Origin of the sequence: Citrobacter sp. MGH104 (genome assembly GCF_001034485.1) — a bacterium.
GTDB classification, from domain to species: domain Bacteria; phylum Pseudomonadota; class Gammaproteobacteria; order Enterobacterales; family Enterobacteriaceae; genus Citrobacter; species Citrobacter freundii.
On the sequence record NZ_KQ089818.1, the window covers coordinates 2,208,002 to 2,228,426 of the forward strand.

Sequence of the window (20,425 nt, forward strand, 5' to 3'; positions counted from 1 at the left end):
AGGATGTCAGTTAATCGCATCGTACAACTCGGCGTGAATTTTCTGCCATTTCTTGTTCTCAGGGCTTGGCTGGGCGCGAACACGCAGCTCGGCCTGCTCAAGATTATATTGCTGACGCGCAACGACCGCAGGCACCGAACAAAAACTTTGCAGATAACTTTTATGCAGCGATGTGAGTGACGCCCCATTCGACATCGCATGGCTGAGCGTAGTCATAAACTGTCGGCATGGTTTGCTTTCATCCATCTGCGAAGGGTAACGCAGCAGTAGTCTCAACACCTCGGTATTGCCCGCTGAGAACGCCTGCTCCGTCCACGCCAGCTTCCAGTCCATCCCACCCTGCAGGAACAGTGACGTCACGCGGGTGTCATTGCGATCGATAGCCGCCCGCATGTTAAAGGCATCCCAGGTGATACCCATTCGGGTCACCGCCTCCCGTGCGCTGGGGGCGTCACGTCGCGGTTCCTCCTGCACAATTTCAACGGATTGTCCGGATGACGCCTGTGGCGCTGGCGAAGTGAATAACCAGAACGCACCCAGCGAAATCGCCAGCACCATCACGCCGACTGCTACCCACAACATGCCGGAAATCAGCTGTTCACGTTCTTCCGCCGAACGTTTGGCTCGCTTCTCCGGCGGATCAATACTGTCTGCGATTTCATGCTTATCGCCTCCCGCTTGCTCGTCTTTTTGCTTTGCCGTTTCCCAAAACTGGCGGACCATGGACTCATCAGATTCCAGATACGACGCAGGATTAATGCGCGTACGCCGTTCTTCAAACGCCCGTTGCACAGGATGAGTTATCTGCCGGTACTGGTAGTCCAGCAGCAGCAATTGTACTGAGGTTAGCGGTTGTTGCGCGATAACACAGTTACGAGCCAGGCGGCAATCATCCAAAAACATGCGTAGCGTGATGCGCGGCTCAACAAACGACATCAGCACCGAGGTATCGTTAAAAATCTGTGTAAAGTGGCGAACAAATAATTTCTTATCGACGACCATCAGTGCCAGCTCGCTAAACATCATACCGTCCAGCGCATCTCGTCCTTCGCCCAACTTTAGCCAGCGACGCAGACGTTCACCGCCAAAGTGCTGTTTCAGAAAGCTGTTGAGAGGATGTTGATCCGGCCATACCCGCGCAATCAGGGATTTGAGGGTTAATTCTATTGCGCGAAGTTGACGCTGCGCCCGCATCTGAGCATCCGGCTCTACAGGTGTAATTTCGGTTTGATACTTCAGGATGGGCTGTTGCTGGCGTAATTGTTCCAGAGAGGCCACAAAGCGCAGCGCTGAAATCAGCTGGTTTTCACTGACGTCCTGGCCATTTTCATATTGGGGTACACTCTGTTGAAGATGGCGTAGCCGCAGAGTGAACTGGCTCAATTGCGCATCATTCATCTGCAACCGTCTGGCGACAGCCCCCCAGCCGCCCAGATTCAGTCGAGCCTGATCCAGTTGTTCGAGAAACCACCGAGGGTCTTTGCCTTCTGTGACATGTACGCCTAACAGCAATAATATTTCTATCGACGCCTGACGGATAATCCCCAGACAATGTTCAAAGGGTGTACATGTCGCTTGTAACGCGCTATTGGTCATCATCTTCCCTAAAAGGACCCAAAACGTGCGGCCTCATCATGGTATGTAATTATCTTTTTTAAACGCAACGTTGTGCCGATGTAGACTAGAACATATTCATATAGCAAATAAATAAGTTTTACAGTGACTTCCGCACAATCATTGAAAATTATTCTGGAGATAAGCCTGTGCCTGTATTGCAAACATCACGTCTTCTCTGCCGCCCACTGACAGAAAATGACTGGACGTTCTTCTTAACGCTACAGCAGAATCCAGATGTGATGCGCTTTGTCGCTGACACGCGTACTGAAGAGGAGATTCGGATAGCCTTCAACTCCCGCCTGCCTGAATGGTCTCCCGGCAGCCCGCACTGGCTATGTCTGGTCCTGTGCGATAAGGCATCGGGAGCACCGCTTGGAGTGACTGGATTTATTCATGAGAGCAATGAATGTGCCGAGGTCGGTTTTCTGCTCGCCCCTGAAGCGCAGGGGAAAGGTTATGGTACTGAATCTCTGCATGCAGTTTGCGATTTTGCATTTACCACCGGAGGGCTACGCCGGCTTACGGCTTGCGTCACCGCAGGAAACGAAGCCTCACGGCGTCTGTTGGAAAAGGTCGGGTTCATTCACGAAGGCACGCTGCGGGAAAGCTACTGGCTGCATCAAACCTGGAATGATGACTGGATTTTCGGCCTGTTAAAACACGACTATCAGCCACCCGCAGAATAAGACGTTTTGCTGAAAAAACTGGCTGTATGACAACTGGCGTAACGGAGGCGGTTTCTTAAAATAGGTCTCTTTGTACAGAGATGAATATGCCACTCCATTCAACGTATTTCACGCCCGCTTGTGTTGCATTTATTAAACAATGGCAAGGCCTGTCACTGGAAAAGTATCAGGACAAAAATGGTGTCTGGGTGATTGGCTACGGGCACGAAATCACATCCGATGAAAGCTTTCCTGCGCCTGTTTCGGTAACGCAGGCAGAAACACTACTGCTCGCGGACCTGGAAATCTGCGAGGAATTCATACACCAGAAAATGCCGCAAATAAAAGAAAGGTTTCAACAGGAAGCGTTAATTGCGTGGATGCTCAGCGTGGGGATAAGCCGGTTTTGTGCTGCAGAATTCTGCTCGGGGGTTATTTCACAGCCAGAATCGTTCTGACTGTGAAATATTCGCCCGTTAAATTGCGTCGTTTAACATCATTGCCGCCTGCGTACGGTTTTTTACCTCGAGGCGCTGATACAGCGATTCAAGATGGGCTTTGACCGTTCCGGTGCTGATATTTAACAATCGACCAATTTGTTTATTTGATTCTCCGGCGGCAAGCATAGTCAGAATCTCTCGCTGACGCGCACTAAGCGATCTGATATTTTGCCCGCTGCTCTCGGGGGTTGTCATACAATCTCTGGGGATAAATACCATTCCCATCGCAATGCTATTGAGAGCCAGCGTGAAGGTTTCCGCGTCAGAGTCGCGTGGAACAATGGCCAGCACATTCAATTGCGTAACCTCCTGCAGCCATTTTTTACGGCAGTCCGTTGCTGTTACCAGCACTTTTACTGTCGAAAAGCGTTGCGCTATCTGCTGTAGCAAGTTACGGCAGAACTCGGCGTCCTGGTCGCCATCCAGCATTATCAGTGCATCAGGGGTGTCTTCCAGTTTCTGCCAAAGGTCATCTGCCTGACTGACACCCTGAACATCCACTCCTGGAATACGCTCTTGTAAACTTACATTCATTCCATGAATAAATATCGACTGCCTGTCAAACATTATTACCTGCATTACTTATCTCCGTCTGAATAAGATACTAGCCTTAACACGCGGAAGGGTATTACCCGAGGGGTAAAATAAGAAGTCACCATTTGGCGGGGGCCATTTTACCGATAGACGGAGAAGAAAAAAGTAGAAATCGAAAATAGTTACAGCTCAAACCAAATAATCACACAAAGGGACAAAAGTGGCGCTAAACATTAAGGAAATCCTTAATATCCAATACTCAAAACTAGCTTATTAATATTAATTTTTTGGAGTCTATATTTTCTAATAAAAATAAGGAACTCACACTAACAGACAAATATGTTACAAAATAAAATGTCGCATCAATTGATCATCACCTGTGGTTTCCCCAGGCAGTATTGCTGTATCAATCGACACTAAAGGTTGCAGGCGATTGCATCACTCCGATCAGATCTTCAAGTGGAACGGGTCTGCATAAATAATACCCTTGTAAAAAATCACAGCGTTTCATGCGCAGATAATCGGCCTGAGCCTGAGTCTCAACGCCCTCGGCAATCATTCGCAGACCCATCTTCTGCGCCAGCTCAATAAGCGTATCGACAATGCGGGTATCACCCCCCTCACCAATCTGGCTGACAAACAGTTTATCTATCTTAATAAACTCCGGTTCCAGCGCGTGGAGGTAACACAGATTCGAGTATCCCGTCCCGAAATCATCTAACGCTACGGCGATATTGGATTTTCTCAACGCGGCAAACCACTCGCTTAGCTGAGGGGTAAAGTGCAGAGGGCGTCTTTCGGTAATTTCGATAACCAGTTGAACCTGAACCGGGGCAAGCTTTTGCATGAGCGCCACGACGTCCGACTCAAAGCGCGGATCGAGGCAGTTTTCGGGGCTCAGATTTAGGTTAAGGTAAAGTCCATTTGGGAAAAGGGGGAGCCGCGACTGCAGGTCGGCAATGACTTGCTGAATAAGTTGATGCGTCAGCGAGGCGATAAGACCATGCTCTTCCGCAAGGGGAATAAATATATCAGGGGGAATAGCGCCATACTGGGGATGCGTCCACCTGGCGAGTACCTCAATACCTGCAATTTCACCCGTCTGGCTGTTAAAAATGGGTTGATACACCGGTTGGAACTGCCGTTGAAGAATGGCTGCATTCAACGTTTTTACCGGTGCACAGGTGAGGAAACGGGCCAGTAATTCGCTGGCGTCAGAGAATAATATCGGGAGTTGCCTGGTTGTGGTAATCATCACGAGCCTCAAGCGTGCGGCGGCCTATTGAGGGCAACCGCACAGCAATCATCAGAACCTGACCCAATCGCCCTGGCCGTTATTGGTATCTATCGAACAATAACGCTATTTAGCGAAAATACATTGAAAATAAAAAGTAAATATAACGATAAAAAAAGCCCCTCGCACTGCATGCTCAGGGCAAATACCTGGGTTGACATCACTCACTCAGGTTATCTATTTTCTCCCTTTTTTTGACAGCATGAGTTGGGAGTTCGCTCACTTTGTAATAAACGGGAATGACATCAGGATAATTGATGACATAACCCTGACCTCTTATATTGAGGATAAAATCCCTGGGTAACCCCAGCAGGCCAAGTTTATTATTAAGATTGTGCAGGACTTGCCATAATCTTTGCGCAGAGGGGCTCAGATTATGCGCTTCCCAGATTTTCTCAAATAATTCTTCTTTCGGTACCGGCTGGCTCCTGGCATTTATTAATAAATACAGGAAAAGCCTGAGCATTGTTTCATTAAAGTAAATTGACGCAAAAACGATGTTTTTCTCGGTATGGCTACCAGTAAGCCGATACAGTCGGCGATTAGAAATGTCAAAATGAATTTCAGCACCAATCATAAATCCATATAGACGATAGCCCATATCTTATACCCACGTTAAATGAAGACGAACATGCACCTCTACATATAAGCGTTGAGATAATCCATACCGTTTGTATGGTGGATTATATGACTGCTATAAATGCTTTCCAATCTTCATCCCAATCTACTATGAGGAAGCGGTCGTTTAGTATTCGTTTATGGTAGATTTGAGGTTATAAATGAAATTCACGATTTATTATTCTTCCTATGCGAAATTTTTAGCACATAGGCCATGTTTTCACATACGCGATCGAACGCTCAATTTTTAATGTCGAATTTTTAACATTTTAAAGAATTAAATTCTGAATCCGTGGGGGATGCGGAAGTGATCATGGTTTCTTCTGAGACAAATTCGCTGTCGAAGAAAAATGAGTTATCAGAAAGTTTATCCCGGATTTCTTTCGGCACCGCGATCGCTGAATTAGATTGCAGATAATACCGGTAAACGCCACTAGCTATATTTTTACCTGGAGTGGCGCACCGGTTTTCTATTGCTCAAAAGCTGAATAAGATACGAGCGATTTACAGGAACATTCCGCCCGATACTTCGATACGCTGCGCTGTCATCCAGGCCAGCTCATCGCTGAGCAACGCGGCAATCGCGTCGCCAATATCATCCGGCAAGCCCGCGCGTCCCAGCGCCGTTTGCGATGCCACATATGCATTCAGCTCTTTATTATCCCGCAGTCGACCGCCGCCAAAATCGGTTTCAATCGCCCCAGGCGCGATGATATTTACTGAAATACCCCGCTCTCCCAGTTCTTTCGCCTGATAACGCGTCAGTACTTCCATCGCCCCTTTCATTGAGGCATAGGCGGCATACCCTGGCAGTGCAAAACGCGCCAGTCCCGATGAAACATTCAGGATCCTGCCGCCATTCTGGATCAACGGCAACAGACGTTGGGTCAGGAAGAAGGGGCCCTTAAAGTGAATGTTCACTAATTGATCAAACATCGCTTCGGAGGTATCGGCAAAAGCGCCATACAGACCAATTCCGGCATTGTTCACTAAATAATCAAACGCCTCACGATTCCACATGCTCTTCAGCTGCGCTTGTACCTCATGGGTAAAGGACTCAAAGCCAGCCACATCGCTGACATTCAGTTGTATTGCCGCAGCTTTTCTGCCTTTTTGCTCAATTTCAGCAACCACATCCAGCGCCGCCTGCTGCTGGCTGTTGTAGGTAAAGATAATGTCCGTTCCTCTGTCAGCCAGCTTAAGTGCGGCGTTTTTACCGAGCCCACGACTACCACCAGTCACTAATGCGATACGTTGCGTCATAAGAAACCTCATTTCCGACGTTGTGATGATTGAGATAAAGCTTATTAGGTGATAGAAAAACAATAAATGTCGTCTGTTGCGCATTACTGTTTCATTTGGAACAACAATAGGGCATAAGAATGGATAAAATTCACGCAATGCAGTTGTTCATCCGCGTCGCAGAACTGGAGAGCTTTTCGCGTGCGGCAGACACCCTTGGTCTTCCTAAAGGTAGCGTATCTCGCCAAATCCAGGCCCTGGAAAATCATCTGGGCACGCAGTTGTTGCACCGCACTACCCGCCGCGTTCAGCTCACACAAGACGGTATGATCTATTACGAACGCGCAAAAGATTTGTTGAGCAATCTGGATGAGCTGGATGGACTATTTCATCACGATCCGTCCAGCATCAGCGGCAAGCTGCGCGTCGATATGCCGGTTGGCGTGGCGAGAAATCTGGTGATGCCCCGCTTACCCACTTTCTTGCATCAGTATCCCGGCCTTGAGCTCGAACTCAGCAGCAGCGACCGCCTGGTGGATCTGGTCCGCGAAGGTTTCGACTGTGTGGTACGCGTAGGCACGCTGAAAGATTCAGGGCTGATTGCGCGCCCACTGGGGAAACTCACGCAGATTAACTGCGCCAGCCCGCGGTACCTCGCCCGCTTTGGTTATCCGGAAAGCCTGGAGGATTTAGCTTCACATGCAGTGGTGCACTACTCGGTCAATTTGGGAACGCGTGCGCAAGGCTTCGAAGTGGCGACAGAAAACGGCACGCAATGGGTTAAAACCGGCGGCATGCTAACGGTAAACAGTACCGAAACCTATCACGCGGCATGCCTTGCCGGTCTGGGCATTATTCAGGTACCGCGCGTTGGCGTGCGTGATGCCCTGCGCGCCGGTACGCTGGTCGAAGTGTTGCCGCAATATCGCGCCGAGCCAATGCCGGTCTCTTTGCTTTATCCGCATCGACGCAACCTCTCTCGTCGGGTACATCTGTTTATGGAATGGCTGACTGGCGTGATGAAAGACTATGTGGACTGACAAGCTATACTGTCCTGAGAATGAACAGAACAAGGATTATTGCCCTGATGACGCAGGAAAAAGAGATTAAACGCCCCATTCAGGAACTTGAGCACGCCCCCATCCTAAAAATTGAGCCCCTGGAGCAGGAAAATACAGAAACCAATGGTAAGACCAACCAGGCGCTGAAAACGGCTCTGACCTTCGCCGATAAAATTCAACGTCAGCCCATCATCGCCCATCTTATTCGTGCCGCAGAGCGGTTTAACGATCGTATGGGGAATCAGTTTGGCGCCGCCATTACCTACTTCTCGTTTCTGTCGATGATCCCGATCCTGATGGTGTCGTTTGCCGCTGCGGGTTTTATTCTCGCTTCGCACCCTACACTGTTGCAGGATATCTTCAGCAAGATTTTGTTGAACGTCAGCGATCCGACGCTCGCCTCTACGCTGAAAAACACCATTAATACCGCCGTACAGCAACGTACCACTGTAGGTCTGGTAGGGCTTGGCATCGCGCTCTATTCCGGCATTAACTGGATGGGAAACCTGCGCGAAGCGATTCGTGCTCAGTCGCGGGATGTCTGGGAGCGTACCCCACAGGATCAGGAAAAAATTTGGGTCAAATATCTGCGTGATTTTATCTCATTGATTGGCTTACTGGTTGCGCTGATTGTTACCCTGTCCATTACCTCTATCGCCGGTTCCGCCCAGCAGATGATTATCTCTGCGTTGTATCTCGACGGTATCGAATGGCTGAAGCCCGCCTGGCGGCTGATCGGCCTGACCATCTCTATTTTCGCCAACTACTTGCTGTTCTTCTGGATTTTCTGGCGGCTACCGCGTCACCGACCGCGTAAGAAAGCGCTCATACGCGGCACATTTATCGCGGCTCTGGGGTTTGAAGTCATCAAAATGATCATGACATATACCCTGCCGTCACTGGTGCAATCGCCGTCAGGCGCGGCGTTTGGTTCCGTACTTGGATTGATGGCGTTCTTCTACTTCTTCGCTCGTCTGACTCTGTTTTGCGCTGCCTGGATTGCCACGGCAGAATACAAAGACGACCCGCGTATGCCGGGGAAAACGCAGTAGCCGCCGCCGGATTAGTTGTTAATTGCCGGATGGCGACGCACGCGTCTTATCCGGCCTACGGGTGAGTTTTGTAGGCCGGATAAGCGCAGCGCCATCCGGCAATTATAATGCCGCCCAATCTCACCGATTTAGTGAATAAATCCAACCCGTAACTTTTATTTAACCAAAAACCAGTTTTATCATCTAAGTTTTAAATTATGTGAAGCATTTCATGGAAGTGAAATCTCGAGCCTAAAAATTATCCCCTTTTTGCTCTATTTTTGACCGCTCTCAAAGTTTGTTACAGATTGAAATGTCTCTTTTGCTGTGCGTAATATGGCCTCTCGTTCGGCCAAAAATAAGAAAATATTATGCAAGCAACAGCCACAACACTCGACAACGAACAGGAACACACCCCGGTCAACTCGCGCAATAAAGTCGTCGTCGCCTCGCTCATTGGCACCGCCATTGAGTTCTTCGACTTCTATATTTACGCCACCGCCGCGGTGATCGTGTTCCCGCATATCTTCTTCCCGCAGGGGGATCCGACTGCCGCGACGCTACAGTCCCTGGCGACTTTTGCTATCGCCTTTGTGGCACGCCCGATCGGTTCTGCGGTATTCGGGCATTTCGGCGATCGCGTCGGCCGTAAAGTCACGCTGGTTGCCTCACTGCTCACCATGGGGATTTCGACGGTCGTCATTGGTCTGCTGCCGGGCTATGAAACGATCGGCATTTTCGCCCCACTGCTGCTGGCGCTGGCGCGTTTTGGCCAGGGGTTAGGTCTGGGCGGTGAATGGGGCGGTGCTGCGCTGCTGGCAACGGAAAACGCACCACCGCGCAAACGCGCTCTGTACGGATCATTTCCGCAGTTGGGCGCGCCTATCGGCTTCTTCTTCGCCAATGGTACCTTTCTGCTGCTCTCCTGGCTGCTGACCGACGAGCAGTTCATGAGCTGGGGTTGGCGCGTACCGTTCATCTTCTCTGCGGTACTGGTGATTATCGGTCTGTACGTTCGCGTTTCGCTGCATGAATCCCCGGTCTTCGCCAAAGTAGCCGCGGCGAAAAAGCAGGTGAAAATCCCGCTGGGTACCCTGCTGACCAAACATGTTCGCGTGACGATCCTCGGCACGTTCATCATGCTGGCGACCTATACGCTGTTCTATATCATGACCGTCTATTCGATGACGTTCAGTACCGCAGCCGCGCCTGTAGGACTTGGCCTGCCGCGTAATGAAGTGTTGTGGATGCTGATGATGGCGGTGATTGGCTTTGGCGTCATGGTGCCGGTGGCGGGCCTGCTGGCCGACGCATTTGGTCGTCGCAAGAGCATGCTCATCATCACCACGCTTATCATTCTGTTTGCGCTGTTTGCCTTTAAACCACTGCTCGGCTCTGGCAATCCGGTGCTGGTTTTCGCCTTCCTGTTGCTGGGCTTAAGCCTGATGGGGCTGACATTTGGTCCGATGGGTGCGCTGCTGCCGGAGCTGTTCCCGACTGAAGTGCGCTATACGGGAGCGTCGTTCTCGTACAACGTTTCGTCGATTCTTGGTGCGTCCGTTGCCCCTTACATTGCCGCATGGCTGCAGGCGAATTACGGCCTGGCGGCGGTCGGTACGTATCTGGCATCGATGGCGGCGTTAACGCTGATTGCGCTGCTGTTAACCCATGAGACACGGCATCAATCGCTGTAATTTGATTGCCTGATGGCGCTATGCTTATCAGGCCTACAAACTGCAATCCCCCGTAGGCCGGATAAGGTGTTTACACCTCATCCGGCGCTCTCATCACTTCTTCATCTGCGACAGGATTGTCCGGCACTGATTAGCATCCCCTTCAGAAGGTGAAATCAGCGCCAGCAGGGCCGCCGCTGGCGTCACCAGCGTTGCCAGCGCAGCAGCAACCGCACCGCGCGCAATCAGCGGTCCGGCCTTCACGCCTGCCTGCGGATTCTTAAAGGTGCCGCGAACATACAACGGCGAACGCAGAGTAATAATACGAATCCCTTTACTCTCCGGATCGATGGTTAAATCCAGTTGCTCCGACGCAAAACTTGCCGTACCGGTGACATTAATGACTGCGTTTTCTGTATCAAAAGCAAAAATCTGCGGACGCGCCACGCCGTTAACAATATCCAGATTCGCCGCCGCGCAGTTCACCCGCACTTCGTCATCGCCAAATATCTGCCCGACAAGATAGTTCCCCAGATTCAAGCCCACAATTTCCATCAGATTCCGGCTGATCAAACCGTCATTCATCAGCAGTTTCAGGTTGCCATTGCTGTTACCCAACAGCGCCGCCACCGAGTTTCCGCTCCCACTAAACCTGGCGTCACCGTTCATTTCACCAAGGGTTTTTTGCATCAGTTCCACATCCGGCATCAGCGCTTTAAGCTTCAGGCGGCGAGCCTGGATATCCGCCTGCCCCCGCATCGGCTTTTTATCCCCTTCCAGATGGATGCTGGAAACAATGCTGCCTCCCGCAAGACCAAATTTCAGCGGTTGCAGACGCAGATCGGCATTTTTCAGGATGATATGAGTGGAGAGATCGCTGATCGGCAGACTACTGCCATGCTCAATACGCCGTCCTTTGAAACGCACGTCAGCGTCCATTACGTTCCATTTGTCAGTTTCAAAACGGTCATACGGCAACACCTTGTCCGCAGGCTGAACGCTCTTCTCACCTTTGCGCTGTTCAGATTGTTTTGCCCGTTCCGCCCCTTTGCCTGAATCCACCCCGATCAGCGGCCCCAAATCGGCCAGCCTCAGCTGGCGTGATTCCACATCGCCCTTCAGCATGGGTCGCGGCTTGCCGGTGGTGTAGGCCAGCGTTCCGTGAATATCGCTGTCGCCAATGCGGCCATTGAAATCGCGATAATCAAAAACAGAGGATTTTTCCGGGTCAATTTTCGCCACCAGACGTCCGTCGGTTTCAAACGGCGGCGTATCCGGGAGCAGCACGCCGGTCAAATCGTATAAATCCCCTAGCGAATCTCCCGAGAATTTAAGTCGCAGATCCGCCCCGCCCATGTTCATCGGATCGTTTATCGTGCCGATAAACGCTACGCGCGTATTGCCCGAACGGAAATCAGCCTGAATCGGGAAAGGCGTATCTTCACCACGCAGCGCCAGCATTCCGCCAATTTTTCCGCTACCGCTTAGCGGTTCGCCGTTATATCGCCCTTGCACTTTCAGACCAAACACGTAGTCCTCGACGCGGGCGTTGCTCTCTTTACCTTTTGCGCCGGTCACTTCGCTAAAGGGCAACGGTTTGCCAAGCGGATCGACCAGGATCTCAATCTCCGACTTCGTCACCTTATCGTTAATGGCGATGCGTCCCTGGTCAAACAGAATGTTATCCAGCCGGAACGACCACGCGGATGGCGGCGCATTAGAATCGCGGTTTTCGTCCCCAGCTAAGTTAAAGGTCCAGTTACTGTTTTTCTCCGACAGGCGGATCAGCCGCGCATCGGGTTTGACCAGCTTGACCCACGGGAGCCAGACGGTTTTTGTCAGCAGTGCCAGTGGGGCGAGCGTAGCTTCAACACGCGGTAGATGCACCATGGTAACGTCAGGAATGCCTGGCGGGTTGCCGAGGATGATATCTTCAGCATGAACATGCGGCCACGGAACCCAGCTACGCCAGCCGGTTTCCTGCTTCTGGCGTTCCCAAACCACGCCCAGGTCACCCCGTATAGCAAAGGGCCGGTTGAGTTCTGTAGAGACTTTCTGGTTGATGGTCGGTTTGAGCCGGTTCCAGTCAAATGTCGCAATCACAATGATGAGTACGACGATCAACAACAAGAAAACCCCTATTACTGAAGTGGTTATTTTACCTGTTTTCGTCATGTCTAACCTCTCTACTTCCTTCCTTGCCTGTCCTAAAGATAGTCCAGCAGGATGAAAAGGAGGTGTGCTACGTCCTCATCAAAGCGACAGGATCACCTCTTCAAGCGTGTCCAGAGGCACTGGACGAGAGAGAAAATAGCCTTGTGCGGCAAAAGCCGGTGAGTTTTGCACATCGCGCCACTCTTCCAGCGTTTCAACGCCTTCGACAATCACGCCGCGGCAATAGCGGTTCATCAGCTGTAATAGTAGTGTGAAGAGATTACGTCCCTCCGGCGTCTTGCGCAGCATGACGAACAGGTCTCGCGCCACTTTGATATAGTCATAATTCACTTCACTAAGCGCCGAGAAGTTCGCCATTCCGGTACCAAAATCATCCAGCCAGAGCGGGCCAAACTCGCACATTGAGGCGAAGGACGACCCCTTCGGTAAGCGGATATGTTCCACTAGCTCAAAACGCAGCCACGGCAGGCCTTCAATGATTTTCAGGATTTCGGGATCCTGGCGCATCGCTATGAGCGTTGGTCCGTCGACGTTCACGGAAGCCAGCAGGTTGTTGGCTCTGAAAAAGTCCCCTTTCAGCTCAAGTTGAAGAAGTTGCTCTATCACCACATCAACACGATGTCGGACGGTTACTTCGGCAAAATAGCGGTCTGGCGCAATACGTTGGGATGGATTATCAGGATGGCTCACGACAGTCAGCAGTTCAACGGCCATCAGTCGTCCGTTGGTCTGGTAAATTGGCTGGTAGGTGTAAGCACGCTCGCACTGCAGCCAATAGCGTCTCTCCTGCAAGTTTTCAATACTCGCATCGAGCGTAATGAGCTGCTGGGTAACCTGCTTTATCATCTGAGATGTCCTGTAAATAAGAGTGTGACTGACCGGACTCGTCAAAGGTTATCGGCGCTCAGACGCAGAACTTTACGTTCAGCTGTGCGCAAAAATAAAAACTAAGCGGCAAAAACAACGCAGAACACGTGCTGGCTCAAAAAAATAATGGAACGATGTTTTAATATAGTTGACCACTTAACACCCACAGCGCACACTAACGCTAATTTTTTTCAGAGCAGGTTACGACTATGTCCAGAAAGATTGCCGTGATTGGCGAATGCATGATTGAGCTGTCACAGAAAGGCGCTGATGTTCAGCGCGGATTCGGTGGCGACACGTTGAATACATCCGTTTATATCGCCCGTCAGGTCGATGCTGCGGCACTTTCCGTACACTATGTGACTGCACTGGGTACCGACAGTTTTAGCCAACAAATGCTGGAGTCCTGGCAGGGTGAAAACGTGGATACCTCATTAACCCAGCGTATGGAAAACCGCCTGCCGGGTCTCTACTACATTGAGACCGACAGCACTGGCGAGCGCACCTTCTATTACTGGCGTAATGAAGCCGCCGCTAAATTCTGGCTGGAGAGCGAGCAGTCTGCCGCGATTTGCGAAGAGCTGGCGACATTTGATTACTTGTATCTGAGCGGAATCAGCCTGGCGATTTTAAGCCCGGCAAGTCGTGACAAGCTGCTGTCGTTGCTGCGTGAATGCCGTGCCAACGGTGGAAAGGTCATTTTTGATAATAACTACCGCCCACGTCTGTGGAGCAGCAAAGAAGAAACCCAGCAGGTTTATCAGCAGATGCTGGAATGCACCAATATCGCATTCCTGACGCTGGACGATGAAGACGCGCTGTGGGGTGAAAAACCCGTTGCTGAGGTGATTGCCCGTACTCACGCAGCTGGTGTACAGGAAGTGGTTGTGAAGCGTGGCGCAGACTCTTGCCTGGTTTCCATCGCGGGCGAAGCGCTCATCGACGTTCCGGCCGTTAAATTGCCGAAAGAGAAGGTGATCGATACCACTGCGGCCGGAGACTCCTTCAGCGCCGGATATCTGGCGGTACGTCTGACCGGTGGCGATGCTGCTGAGGCCGCAAAACGCGGCCACCTGACAGCAAGCACCGTGATTCAGCATCGCGGGGCGATTATCCCACGCGACGCTATGCCGCAATAACGTCGATTATCCGGTCTGCATACCGTAGGCCGGGCAAGCGAAGCGCCCCGGCATCTCCAATGCCGGATGGCGGAGTAACCGTCTTATCCGGCCTACAGGTTATTGTACCGGCGGGATATCCGTCACTTCAGGGTGTGATTCATCCGTTTCAACAGATGTTGCCGCTGCGGTAACGGGCGCCATAATGCTATCCCACGTCGCCTGCAGATCCTTCATATTGAATTCAGGTTCACCCTTCGGCTGCAGCAGAATTAACGCCATATCTTGCGACAGCTGCTGTCGCAGGTCCTGATTCAGCATCTCAACGCTCAGGCTGTTGAGGAAGCTCTGGCGTAAACGCTGATACTGTTCAGGCGCAATATCCACCACCTGATTTTGCAGCGAGCGCAAACGCTGGCTGATCAAAATATCGGTATCAGTACGACCATAGGTGGCAAACAGCTTCTGCAGTTCCAGATTCTTTTGCGCGACCAGCGCATTGAACTCTTCTTCCGGAAGTCCCTTATCACGCACTTTCGCCAGCTCACGCGCAACCGTACCCAGATTGGCGTTCAGCTTATCGTTTGGCGACTCAACGTTAATCGCACACTGCGCGCGCAGGAACAGCACCCGGCAGTCAAATCCGAGGCCAATGTCTTTGGCATTGTTTTTGGTTAGCTCTTGCTGAATGTGCCAGAACAGCGCCTCACGAGCTAAATCAGCGCGCCAGTATCGTAACAACGCGGCAGATTCACGGATCGGTTGCCACGGCGTATCCCACATAATAGACAGGCGATCCTGGCGTACCGCATCGGTCATAATGCTTACGGCTTCTGCTCGCAGCGGAGAGAGCGTAGGTACCGGTGCAGGCGTTTCGCGTTTTCCTTTTAACTCGCCAAAGGTTTTATTGATTTGCTCAGCTACGCTGCGTGCATCAACGTTACCGACGATGATCAGCGTCATCGCGTCTGGGGTATACCATTTCTGGTAGAAAGACTGAATTTTCGCCGCATCTACAGGCGTTTTCAGCGGATCGGCGGGATCGTGTCCCAGCAGAGTCGATCCCTTCAGACGGTAACGCCACCACCCTTCTTTGGTATCTGACGGCCAGGTTGCAACCATATCTTCGCTGCTCAGCGCATGATTGACCGTTTCAGAGGTGATGCTCAGATTGCCGGAGATATTCGCCAGGTAAGAAAGTGACTCTTTCAGTAGATCGTTACGGCTGTTTGGCAGACTAAGGTTATACAACGTGGAATCATAGGAAACGATAACCGGCGGCATGGGACGTTTGGGATCGAACCCCTGCTGCCACAATGAACGGGCTTGCGTGGCATCGAGGCCACCGCTTTGCGTCAGCGCGATACGTGGGATCGCATGGCTGAAACCACTCTGTTGCGTACTTTCGGTGAGTGAACCGGTATTAACCAGCAGGCGGACCTCAATACGGTCGCTGGGGCGCTGGGGAGTGGCTAACACTTGCCACTGTAGACCATTTGCCAGCGTGCCCTGTTGCCACGCCGGGTCAGGCTGGAGCGCATCTGCCTGCACATAGCTGGCAGTGGCCATCATCAGCAAGCCGCCCGCTAAAAGTCGAATTTTTGTGCCCTGCATGTGAACCCCTGATCAACTATCCTGGAAATAAAAAGACAGCCCTCGAAAGGACTCTCTGAATATGACGTTAAAAACACTTCGTGTTAGACCGCGAGAACATAAAAATGTCACGGAAGAAGTGAAAAAATCCCGAGCCGCCGAATCGACGGTTTCAGGCACAGGGGGTAATTATGCGCAAACGCCCGCAGTCCTGGAAGGGACTACGGGCATAAGTGACGAGATTAAGAGGATAAATCGTGCGTTTTGCCATCCGGCGCACGATTATTCAGCACATCGTCCAACTTTTTATGGTCCAGTTCTTTGACCCATTTAGCGACGACGACAGTTGCCACACCGTTGCCAACCAGGTTAGTCAGCGCACGTGCTTCAGACATAAAGCGGTCAATACCAAGAATCAGTGCCAGACCCGCAACCGGCAAATGGCCCACAGCAGAGATCGTCGCGGCCAGAACAATGAAGCCACTGCCGGTCACACCCGCTGCACCTTTTGAGGAGAGCAGGAGCACCACCAACAGGGTTATCTGATGGAAGATATCCATATGGCTGTTGGTTGCCTGAGCGATAAACACCGCCGCCATCGTCAGATAGATTGATGTCCCATCAAGGTTAAACGAGTAGCCCGTGGGTATAACCAACCCGACAACCGACTTCCGGCAGCCCAGTTTTTCCATCTTATCTAGCATACGCGGCAGCGCGGATTCAGAAGAAGACGTACCCAGTACGATCAGCAGTTCTTCACGGATATAGCGGATGAATTTGAAAATGCTGAAGCCGGTTGCGCGAGCAATGGAGCCCAGAACCACAACCACAAACAGAATACAGGTGATGTAGAAGCAGATTATCAGCTGACCCAGTTGCACCAGCGTTCCGACGCCATATTTACCGATGGTAAAGGCCATGGCACCGAAAGCACCGATCGGCGCCAGACGCATGATCATATTGATGATACCGAAAATAACCTGCGAGAAGCTTTCAATCACGTTGAAAATCATCTGGCCTTTGCTGCCCAGACGGTGCAGCGCAAAACCAAACATTACCGCAAACAGTAATACCTGCAGGATGTTACCACTGGCGAACGCGCCAATCACGCTACCCGGGATAATATCCATCAGGAAGCCTACGATCCCCTGGTCTTTTGCCTGTTCAGCGTAAATGGCAACCGCTTTAGCGTCCAGCGTCGCCGGATCGACGTTCATTCCGGCACCGGGTTGCACCACGTTGACGATGATAAGGCCGATGATCAGCGCAATCGTACTGACAATTTCAAAATAGAGCAGTGCAACCGCACCGGTGCGGCCTACTGCTTTCATACTTTCCATGCCTGCAATGCCGGTCACGACAGTACAGAAGATGACAGGTGCGATGACCATCTTGATGAGCTTAACGAAAGCATCACCAAGCGGCTTCATTTGGGCGCCTAATTCAGGGTAGTAATGGCCAAGGAGAATACCAATGGCAATTGCTGTCAGGACCTGAAAGTAAAGGCTTTTGAATATAGAGGTCTTCATAGGGTGTCCTTAAAGTAAAAACCACAGGTCTTGTAAGGTTTTGTTTAACCTGCGGCCTTAAAGTAACACCCACTCAACATGACAGAAATGCACCTGGATCATAATTGATACAAAAATGTTAAAAATTTTGAGCTGGCTCGCACAAGCGAGACCTTTTTTAACTTTTGTAATCAGCGCTTTCCGGTGCCAGATAACGTTCTTCAAAGATATTTGCCGGAACGGGTCGAGCAAACAGGAATCCTTGCGCCACTTCCACCCCGGCTTTTGATAACCATTCGCGTTGCGCTTCGGTTTCAACGCCTTCGGCGATCATCTGCAAGTTGAGGCTATGTGCCAGCTGAATGATGGCGGAGATCATGCTGCAATCTTCGGGCACGCCATCGACAAACATCTTATCGATTTTGAGTACATCCACCGGCAGCGACTTCATATGCTGTAGCTGTCGCAGACCCGCATACCCCATGCCAAAGTCATCCAGGGCGATGCGCACGCCCGCGTTGCGCAGCGGTCGCAAAATGGCCACTGCGGCGTGGGGATCGTCAATATGCCGGCTTTCAGTCACTTCCAGAATCAATGTGCCAGGCTTAATGCGATAGCGCGTTAACAACTCCAGCAGATCAGACACCATACTTGGGTGCATCAACTGGAGAGCGGATAAATTCACCGAGAGCGGCAGCATGAGACCGCGTTCTTGCCAGGCTGACAGCTGGCGGCATGTTTCTTCCAGCACCCAATAACCGACGGTCACCATCAGACCACAAGACTCAATTCTGTCGATTAACCCTTCCGGCAGCTCCCAGCTACCGTCCGGCTGCTGCATCCGCAACAATGCTTCTGCGCTCAATACCTTGCCGCTGGACATCTCAACCTGGGGCTGCATCCAGAGCGCAAATTGCCGGTTATCCATGGCGGTTAAAATATCGTTCTCTTGGGTTAAACGCTGCTGCGCCTCTTCCATCTGCAACGGATCAAAGAACTGAATTTGGTTTTTACCTTTATGACGCGACGTTAACACGGCTGACAGGGCGCGGCGGTAGAGCTGCTCTGCGGTTAAATCACCATAAAACATCGCCACCCCAATGTTGCAGGTAGGACGTAGTTGAATACCCTGAATCGGTAACCGCTCATTAACGATAGTGAGTACTTGCTGACCTAGCGTAATAGCGTGCCAGGGTTCTTTTACACCATGGGCGATAATGGCAAAGTCATAGCCACTCACCTGGGTAAGCACCATCCTGGGAGACAATACAGACTTCAGTTTTTCGACCAGCGTAAGTAACAGGATTTCTCGCTGGGTTTCGGTTAACACACCCGCGGTGTCACGTAGGGTTTCGCAGGTGACAATCATCAGCGCCGTCGTCTGTTGGCGGGTAACAACCTGCTCCAGCAGCCCCATTAAAAACGACTTATTGGGCAGTTCGGAAACCGGGAAACGCATTGCTAAGTCGCTTTGATCTTCGCTATGTCGCTGAATCAACTGCTGATTAAGATTGTAGCTACGCACCAGCATACCAATCTCATCATCCTGATGTAGACGCGGCAATGCCAGTTGATAACCAATCAGGTCCTGCTGTTGAATGTCGTTCAGCTCACGGGCAATTTTACGTAAGGGGTGCACAATCAAGCGGTTAATGCACCAGGAGATAGCGACGGTCAGTATTAGCGACAAAAGTAAGTAAATGGTCACTAACGTCGAGAGCGTACTCATCACGAATTTGTACATGCGGTACGAATCCGCCTGCAGCACCAGATACGCCAGCGGTTGTGGGTTAGCGGAACGTTCAAGAGAATAGATAGGCAGCGAAATTTGTACCGGAAGCTCAAACAGGCGAGTCACCGTAACCGGAACCGGACGTTCAGGTATAAAGCTCATCCGCAGCGCCTGAAACTGATTAGGCAGCACCACATCGGCGCGACTTACCACGCCTGCTGGCCGAATACTTCTTAAAATAGCTTCCGCTTCGGGAATATCCCCTTTCAGGATAGTGTTCGACAGAGGTTCACGAACGGAGCGAGCGATACTTTCCAGTTGCGTAGCCGTGTTATAGCGGTTTTGCTGGACCAGATGGAACAACAAAACGGTGCAAAAAATAAAAACGAACACCATAACAACGGCCGCAACCATTGCCATCTGCTTAATTGTTAACGAGCGACTGACACGCAAACTGACTCTCCACGGATAGACGAAACTGCCGTCAGAGTATACCCGATCGTAGCGGTATTAAGAGAGGCGGTATCTGAAAACTTCCCAGCGTGCATTATCGCGACAGGATAGATACCTGGCGACGAGATTTATCTGCATTTAAGCCGAAAAAGGCCGCAAGGTTACCCCCTGCGGCCTGGTTCGGGCGCATGTTGCCATTACGGCAGGCAGACGCCCGCAAAGTGCATTACTTCCTGTTACGCAGCCAGTTCACAATCAAGCTGGCAATAATGCCAGCGATAATTGGAGCCGCTAAATCGTGCCAGAAAGCCACGCCTAACTGTGCGAGCGTCATATAGCCGCCTGTGTTGCAATGGCAACTGTTCGCGGCTATTCTTGAACTGTTGAGGATCAAGGTTAGCCCCCGTTTTGTTGCCAGGTTTATACCGAACAACGTGCGGGGGTTTTCTCTTTCCAGCAACCTATGCCGCCGGGGATCAAGCCCCCGCAACATCGCGCCTCACCGGGTAAACCCGGCTTGCTGCTGATTCTACGGTAACACTTCCGTCTCATCACCCCGGAGTGATCCAGTCTGCGTAAAGCCTCGCAATTACGGCTTAATAAATCCGCCAAGCGCTGGAAAGTTTCTTGCCAACTGGCAACTTTCCTGACGGCTACCCGCACGATAAAACCACTAACGCATTGATATCTATTGGTTTATTTTCTGGCACAGCGATTGCTATATGACTGTGAGCTGTTCTGTTC

General features: G+C 51.2%; 17 protein-coding genes. 6 read left to right on the plus strand and 11 right to left on the minus strand.

The window, feature by feature from the left end:
• Positions 1 to 6: 6 nt before the first annotated feature.
• A complete protein-coding gene (locus SK34_RS10395; protein ID WP_048232972.1) occupies positions 7 to 1,596 on the minus strand; it encodes an STY4199 family HEPN domain-containing protein in 1,590 nt (529 codons plus the stop codon).
• A gap of 167 nt (positions 1,597 to 1,763) precedes the next feature.
• Here SK34_RS10395 and SK34_RS10400 point away from each other — a divergent pair, with 167 nt between their 5' ends.
• Together SK34_RS10400 and SK34_RS10405 are read left to right on the plus strand one after the other, a co-directional pair.
• Positions 1,764 to 2,303: a GNAT family N-acetyltransferase gene (locus SK34_RS10400; RefSeq protein WP_048232973.1), complete on the plus strand. Its 540-nt coding sequence runs from the start codon at positions 1,764 to 1,766 to the stop codon at positions 2,301 to 2,303.
• An 86-nt stretch (positions 2,304 to 2,389) separates the two neighbouring features.
• Complete coding sequence (locus SK34_RS10405; RefSeq protein ID WP_003837768.1) at positions 2,390 to 2,740, plus strand: glycoside hydrolase family protein; 351 nt, start codon at positions 2,390 to 2,392, stop codon at positions 2,738 to 2,740.
• Positions 2,741 to 2,758: 18 nt separating this feature from the next.
• On the opposite strand, the gene SK34_RS10410 is transcribed toward SK34_RS10405, so the two are convergent.
• The 4 genes from SK34_RS10410 to SK34_RS10425 form a co-directional block, all read right to left on the minus strand.
• A complete protein-coding gene (locus tag SK34_RS10410) occupies positions 2,759 to 3,361 on the minus strand; it encodes a response regulator transcription factor (protein WP_003837766.1) in 603 nt (200 codons plus the stop codon).
• Positions 3,362 to 3,722: 361 nt separating this feature from the next.
• Positions 3,723 to 4,571 carry an EAL domain-containing protein gene (locus SK34_RS10415; protein WP_003846143.1) on the minus strand — a complete coding sequence of 283 codons (849 nt, stop codon included), beginning with the start codon at positions 4,569 to 4,571 and terminating at the stop codon, positions 3,723 to 3,725.
• A gap of 199 nt (positions 4,572 to 4,770) precedes the next feature.
• Positions 4,771 to 5,211, minus strand: a complete 441-nt coding sequence (locus SK34_RS10420) for a winged helix-turn-helix domain-containing protein (protein ID WP_032937221.1) — start codon at positions 5,209 to 5,211, stop codon at positions 4,771 to 4,773.
• 521 nt (positions 5,212 to 5,732) lie between these two features.
• Positions 5,733 to 6,491, minus strand: coding sequence for an SDR family NAD(P)-dependent oxidoreductase (locus tag SK34_RS10425; protein WP_003023319.1), 759 nt, complete (start codon positions 6,489 to 6,491; stop codon positions 5,733 to 5,735).
• Between the two features lie 119 nt (positions 6,492 to 6,610).
• Here SK34_RS10425 and SK34_RS10430 point away from each other — a divergent pair, with 119 nt between their 5' ends.
• The 3 genes from SK34_RS10430 to SK34_RS10440 all read left to right on the plus strand — a co-directional run bounded on the left by SK34_RS10430 (position 6,611) and on the right by SK34_RS10440 (position 10,256).
• A complete protein-coding gene (locus SK34_RS10430) occupies positions 6,611 to 7,510 on the plus strand; it encodes a LysR family transcriptional regulator (RefSeq protein WP_048232975.1) in 900 nt (299 codons plus the stop codon).
• Between the two features lie 47 nt (positions 7,511 to 7,557).
• The gene (gene yhjD / locus SK34_RS10435; protein WP_048232977.1) at positions 7,558 to 8,583 is read left to right on the plus strand and encodes an inner membrane protein YhjD; all 1,026 of its coding nucleotides are present in this window, start codon (positions 7,558 to 7,560) and stop codon (positions 8,581 to 8,583) included.
• Between the two features lie 350 nt (positions 8,584 to 8,933).
• Entirely contained in the window at positions 8,934 to 10,256 is a 1,323-nt protein-coding gene (locus SK34_RS10440; RefSeq protein WP_003023312.1) for an MFS transporter, read from the plus strand.
• Positions 10,257 to 10,349: 93 nt separating this feature from the next.
• Here SK34_RS10440 and SK34_RS10445 read toward each other — a convergent pair whose 3' ends face one another.
• Both SK34_RS10445 and pdeH read right to left on the minus strand, forming a co-directional pair.
• Positions 10,350 to 12,410 (minus strand): AsmA family protein, encoded by a 2,061-nt coding sequence (locus SK34_RS10445; protein ID WP_048232978.1) that lies wholly within the window; start codon positions 12,408 to 12,410, stop codon positions 10,350 to 10,352.
• 78 nt (positions 12,411 to 12,488) lie between these two features.
• Positions 12,489 to 13,256: a cyclic-guanylate-specific phosphodiesterase gene (pdeH, locus tag SK34_RS10450; protein WP_003023308.1), complete on the minus strand. Its 768-nt coding sequence runs from the start codon at positions 13,254 to 13,256 to the stop codon at positions 12,489 to 12,491.
• Positions 13,257 to 13,486: 230 nt separating this feature from the next.
• Between pdeH and SK34_RS10455 the strand changes: the two genes are divergently transcribed.
• On the plus strand, positions 13,487 to 14,416 hold the full coding sequence (locus SK34_RS10455; protein WP_032950474.1) for a 2-dehydro-3-deoxygluconokinase: 930 nt from the start codon (positions 13,487 to 13,489) through the stop codon (positions 14,414 to 14,416).
• A gap of 99 nt (positions 14,417 to 14,515) precedes the next feature.
• Here the strand turns inward: SK34_RS10455 and SK34_RS10460 are convergent, their stop codons facing one another.
• The 4 genes from SK34_RS10460 to SK34_RS24655 all read right to left on the minus strand — a co-directional run bounded on the left by SK34_RS10460 (position 14,516) and on the right by SK34_RS24655 (position 20,015).
• Positions 14,516 to 16,009 carry a M16 family metallopeptidase gene (locus SK34_RS10460; RefSeq protein WP_016151139.1) on the minus strand — a complete coding sequence of 498 codons (1,494 nt, stop codon included), beginning with the start codon at positions 16,007 to 16,009 and terminating at the stop codon, positions 14,516 to 14,518.
• A 221-nt stretch (positions 16,010 to 16,230) separates the two neighbouring features.
• Positions 16,231 to 17,517 carry a C4-dicarboxylate transporter DctC gene (dctA, locus tag SK34_RS10465; protein ID WP_003837746.1) on the minus strand — a complete coding sequence of 429 codons (1,287 nt, stop codon included), beginning with the start codon at positions 17,515 to 17,517 and terminating at the stop codon, positions 16,231 to 16,233.
• Positions 17,518 to 17,674: 157 nt separating this feature from the next.
• The gene (gene hmsP, locus SK34_RS10470) at positions 17,675 to 19,681 is read right to left on the minus strand and encodes a biofilm formation regulator HmsP (protein WP_071681698.1); all 2,007 of its coding nucleotides are present in this window, start codon (positions 19,679 to 19,681) and stop codon (positions 17,675 to 17,677) included.
• A gap of 226 nt (positions 19,682 to 19,907) precedes the next feature.
• Positions 19,908 to 20,015 carry a type I toxin-antitoxin system toxin Ldr family protein gene (locus tag SK34_RS24655; protein WP_003023297.1) on the minus strand — a complete coding sequence of 36 codons (108 nt, stop codon included), beginning with the start codon at positions 20,013 to 20,015 and terminating at the stop codon, positions 19,908 to 19,910.
• Positions 20,016 to 20,425 lie beyond the last annotated feature (410 nt).

Excerpts from the sequence above, each read along its gene's own strand:
- SK34_RS10395 (WP_048232972.1), bottom strand. The coding sequence starts at position 1,596 with ATGACCAATAGCGCGTTACAAGCGACATGTACACCCTTTGAACATTGT.
- SK34_RS10405 (WP_003837768.1), top strand. The coding sequence starts at position 2,390 with ATGCCACTCCATTCAACGTATTTCACGCCCGCTTGTGTTGCATTTATT.
- SK34_RS10410 (WP_003837766.1), bottom strand. The coding sequence starts at position 3,361 with ATGCAGGTAATAATGTTTGACAGGCAGTCGATATTTATTCATGGAATG.
- SK34_RS10415 (WP_003846143.1), bottom strand. The coding sequence starts at position 4,571 with ATGATTACCACAACCAGGCAACTCCCGATATTATTCTCTGACGCCAGC.
- SK34_RS10420 (WP_032937221.1), bottom strand. The coding sequence starts at position 5,211 with ATGGGCTATCGTCTATATGGATTTATGATTGGTGCTGAAATTCATTTT.
- SK34_RS10425 (WP_003023319.1), bottom strand. The coding sequence starts at position 6,491 with ATGACGCAACGTATCGCATTAGTGACTGGTGGTAGTCGTGGGCTCGGT.
- SK34_RS10430 (WP_048232975.1), top strand. The coding sequence starts at position 6,611 with ATGGATAAAATTCACGCAATGCAGTTGTTCATCCGCGTCGCAGAACTG.
- yhjD (WP_048232977.1), top strand. The coding sequence starts at position 7,558 with ATGACGCAGGAAAAAGAGATTAAACGCCCCATTCAGGAACTTGAGCAC.
- SK34_RS10440 (WP_003023312.1), top strand. The coding sequence starts at position 8,934 with ATGCAAGCAACAGCCACAACACTCGACAACGAACAGGAACACACCCCG.
- SK34_RS10445 (WP_048232978.1), bottom strand. The coding sequence starts at position 12,410 with ATGACGAAAACAGGTAAAATAACCACTTCAGTAATAGGGGTTTTCTTG.
- pdeH (WP_003023308.1), bottom strand. The coding sequence starts at position 13,256 with ATGATAAAGCAGGTTACCCAGCAGCTCATTACGCTCGATGCGAGTATT.
- SK34_RS10455 (WP_032950474.1), top strand. The coding sequence starts at position 13,487 with ATGTCCAGAAAGATTGCCGTGATTGGCGAATGCATGATTGAGCTGTCA.
- SK34_RS10460 (WP_016151139.1), bottom strand. The coding sequence starts at position 16,009 with ATGCAGGGCACAAAAATTCGACTTTTAGCGGGCGGCTTGCTGATGATG.
- dctA (WP_003837746.1), bottom strand. The coding sequence starts at position 17,517 with ATGAAGACCTCTATATTCAAAAGCCTTTACTTTCAGGTCCTGACAGCA.
- SK34_RS24655 (WP_003023297.1), bottom strand. The coding sequence starts at position 20,015 with ATGACGCTCGCACAGTTAGGCGTGGCTTTCTGGCACGATTTAGCGGCT.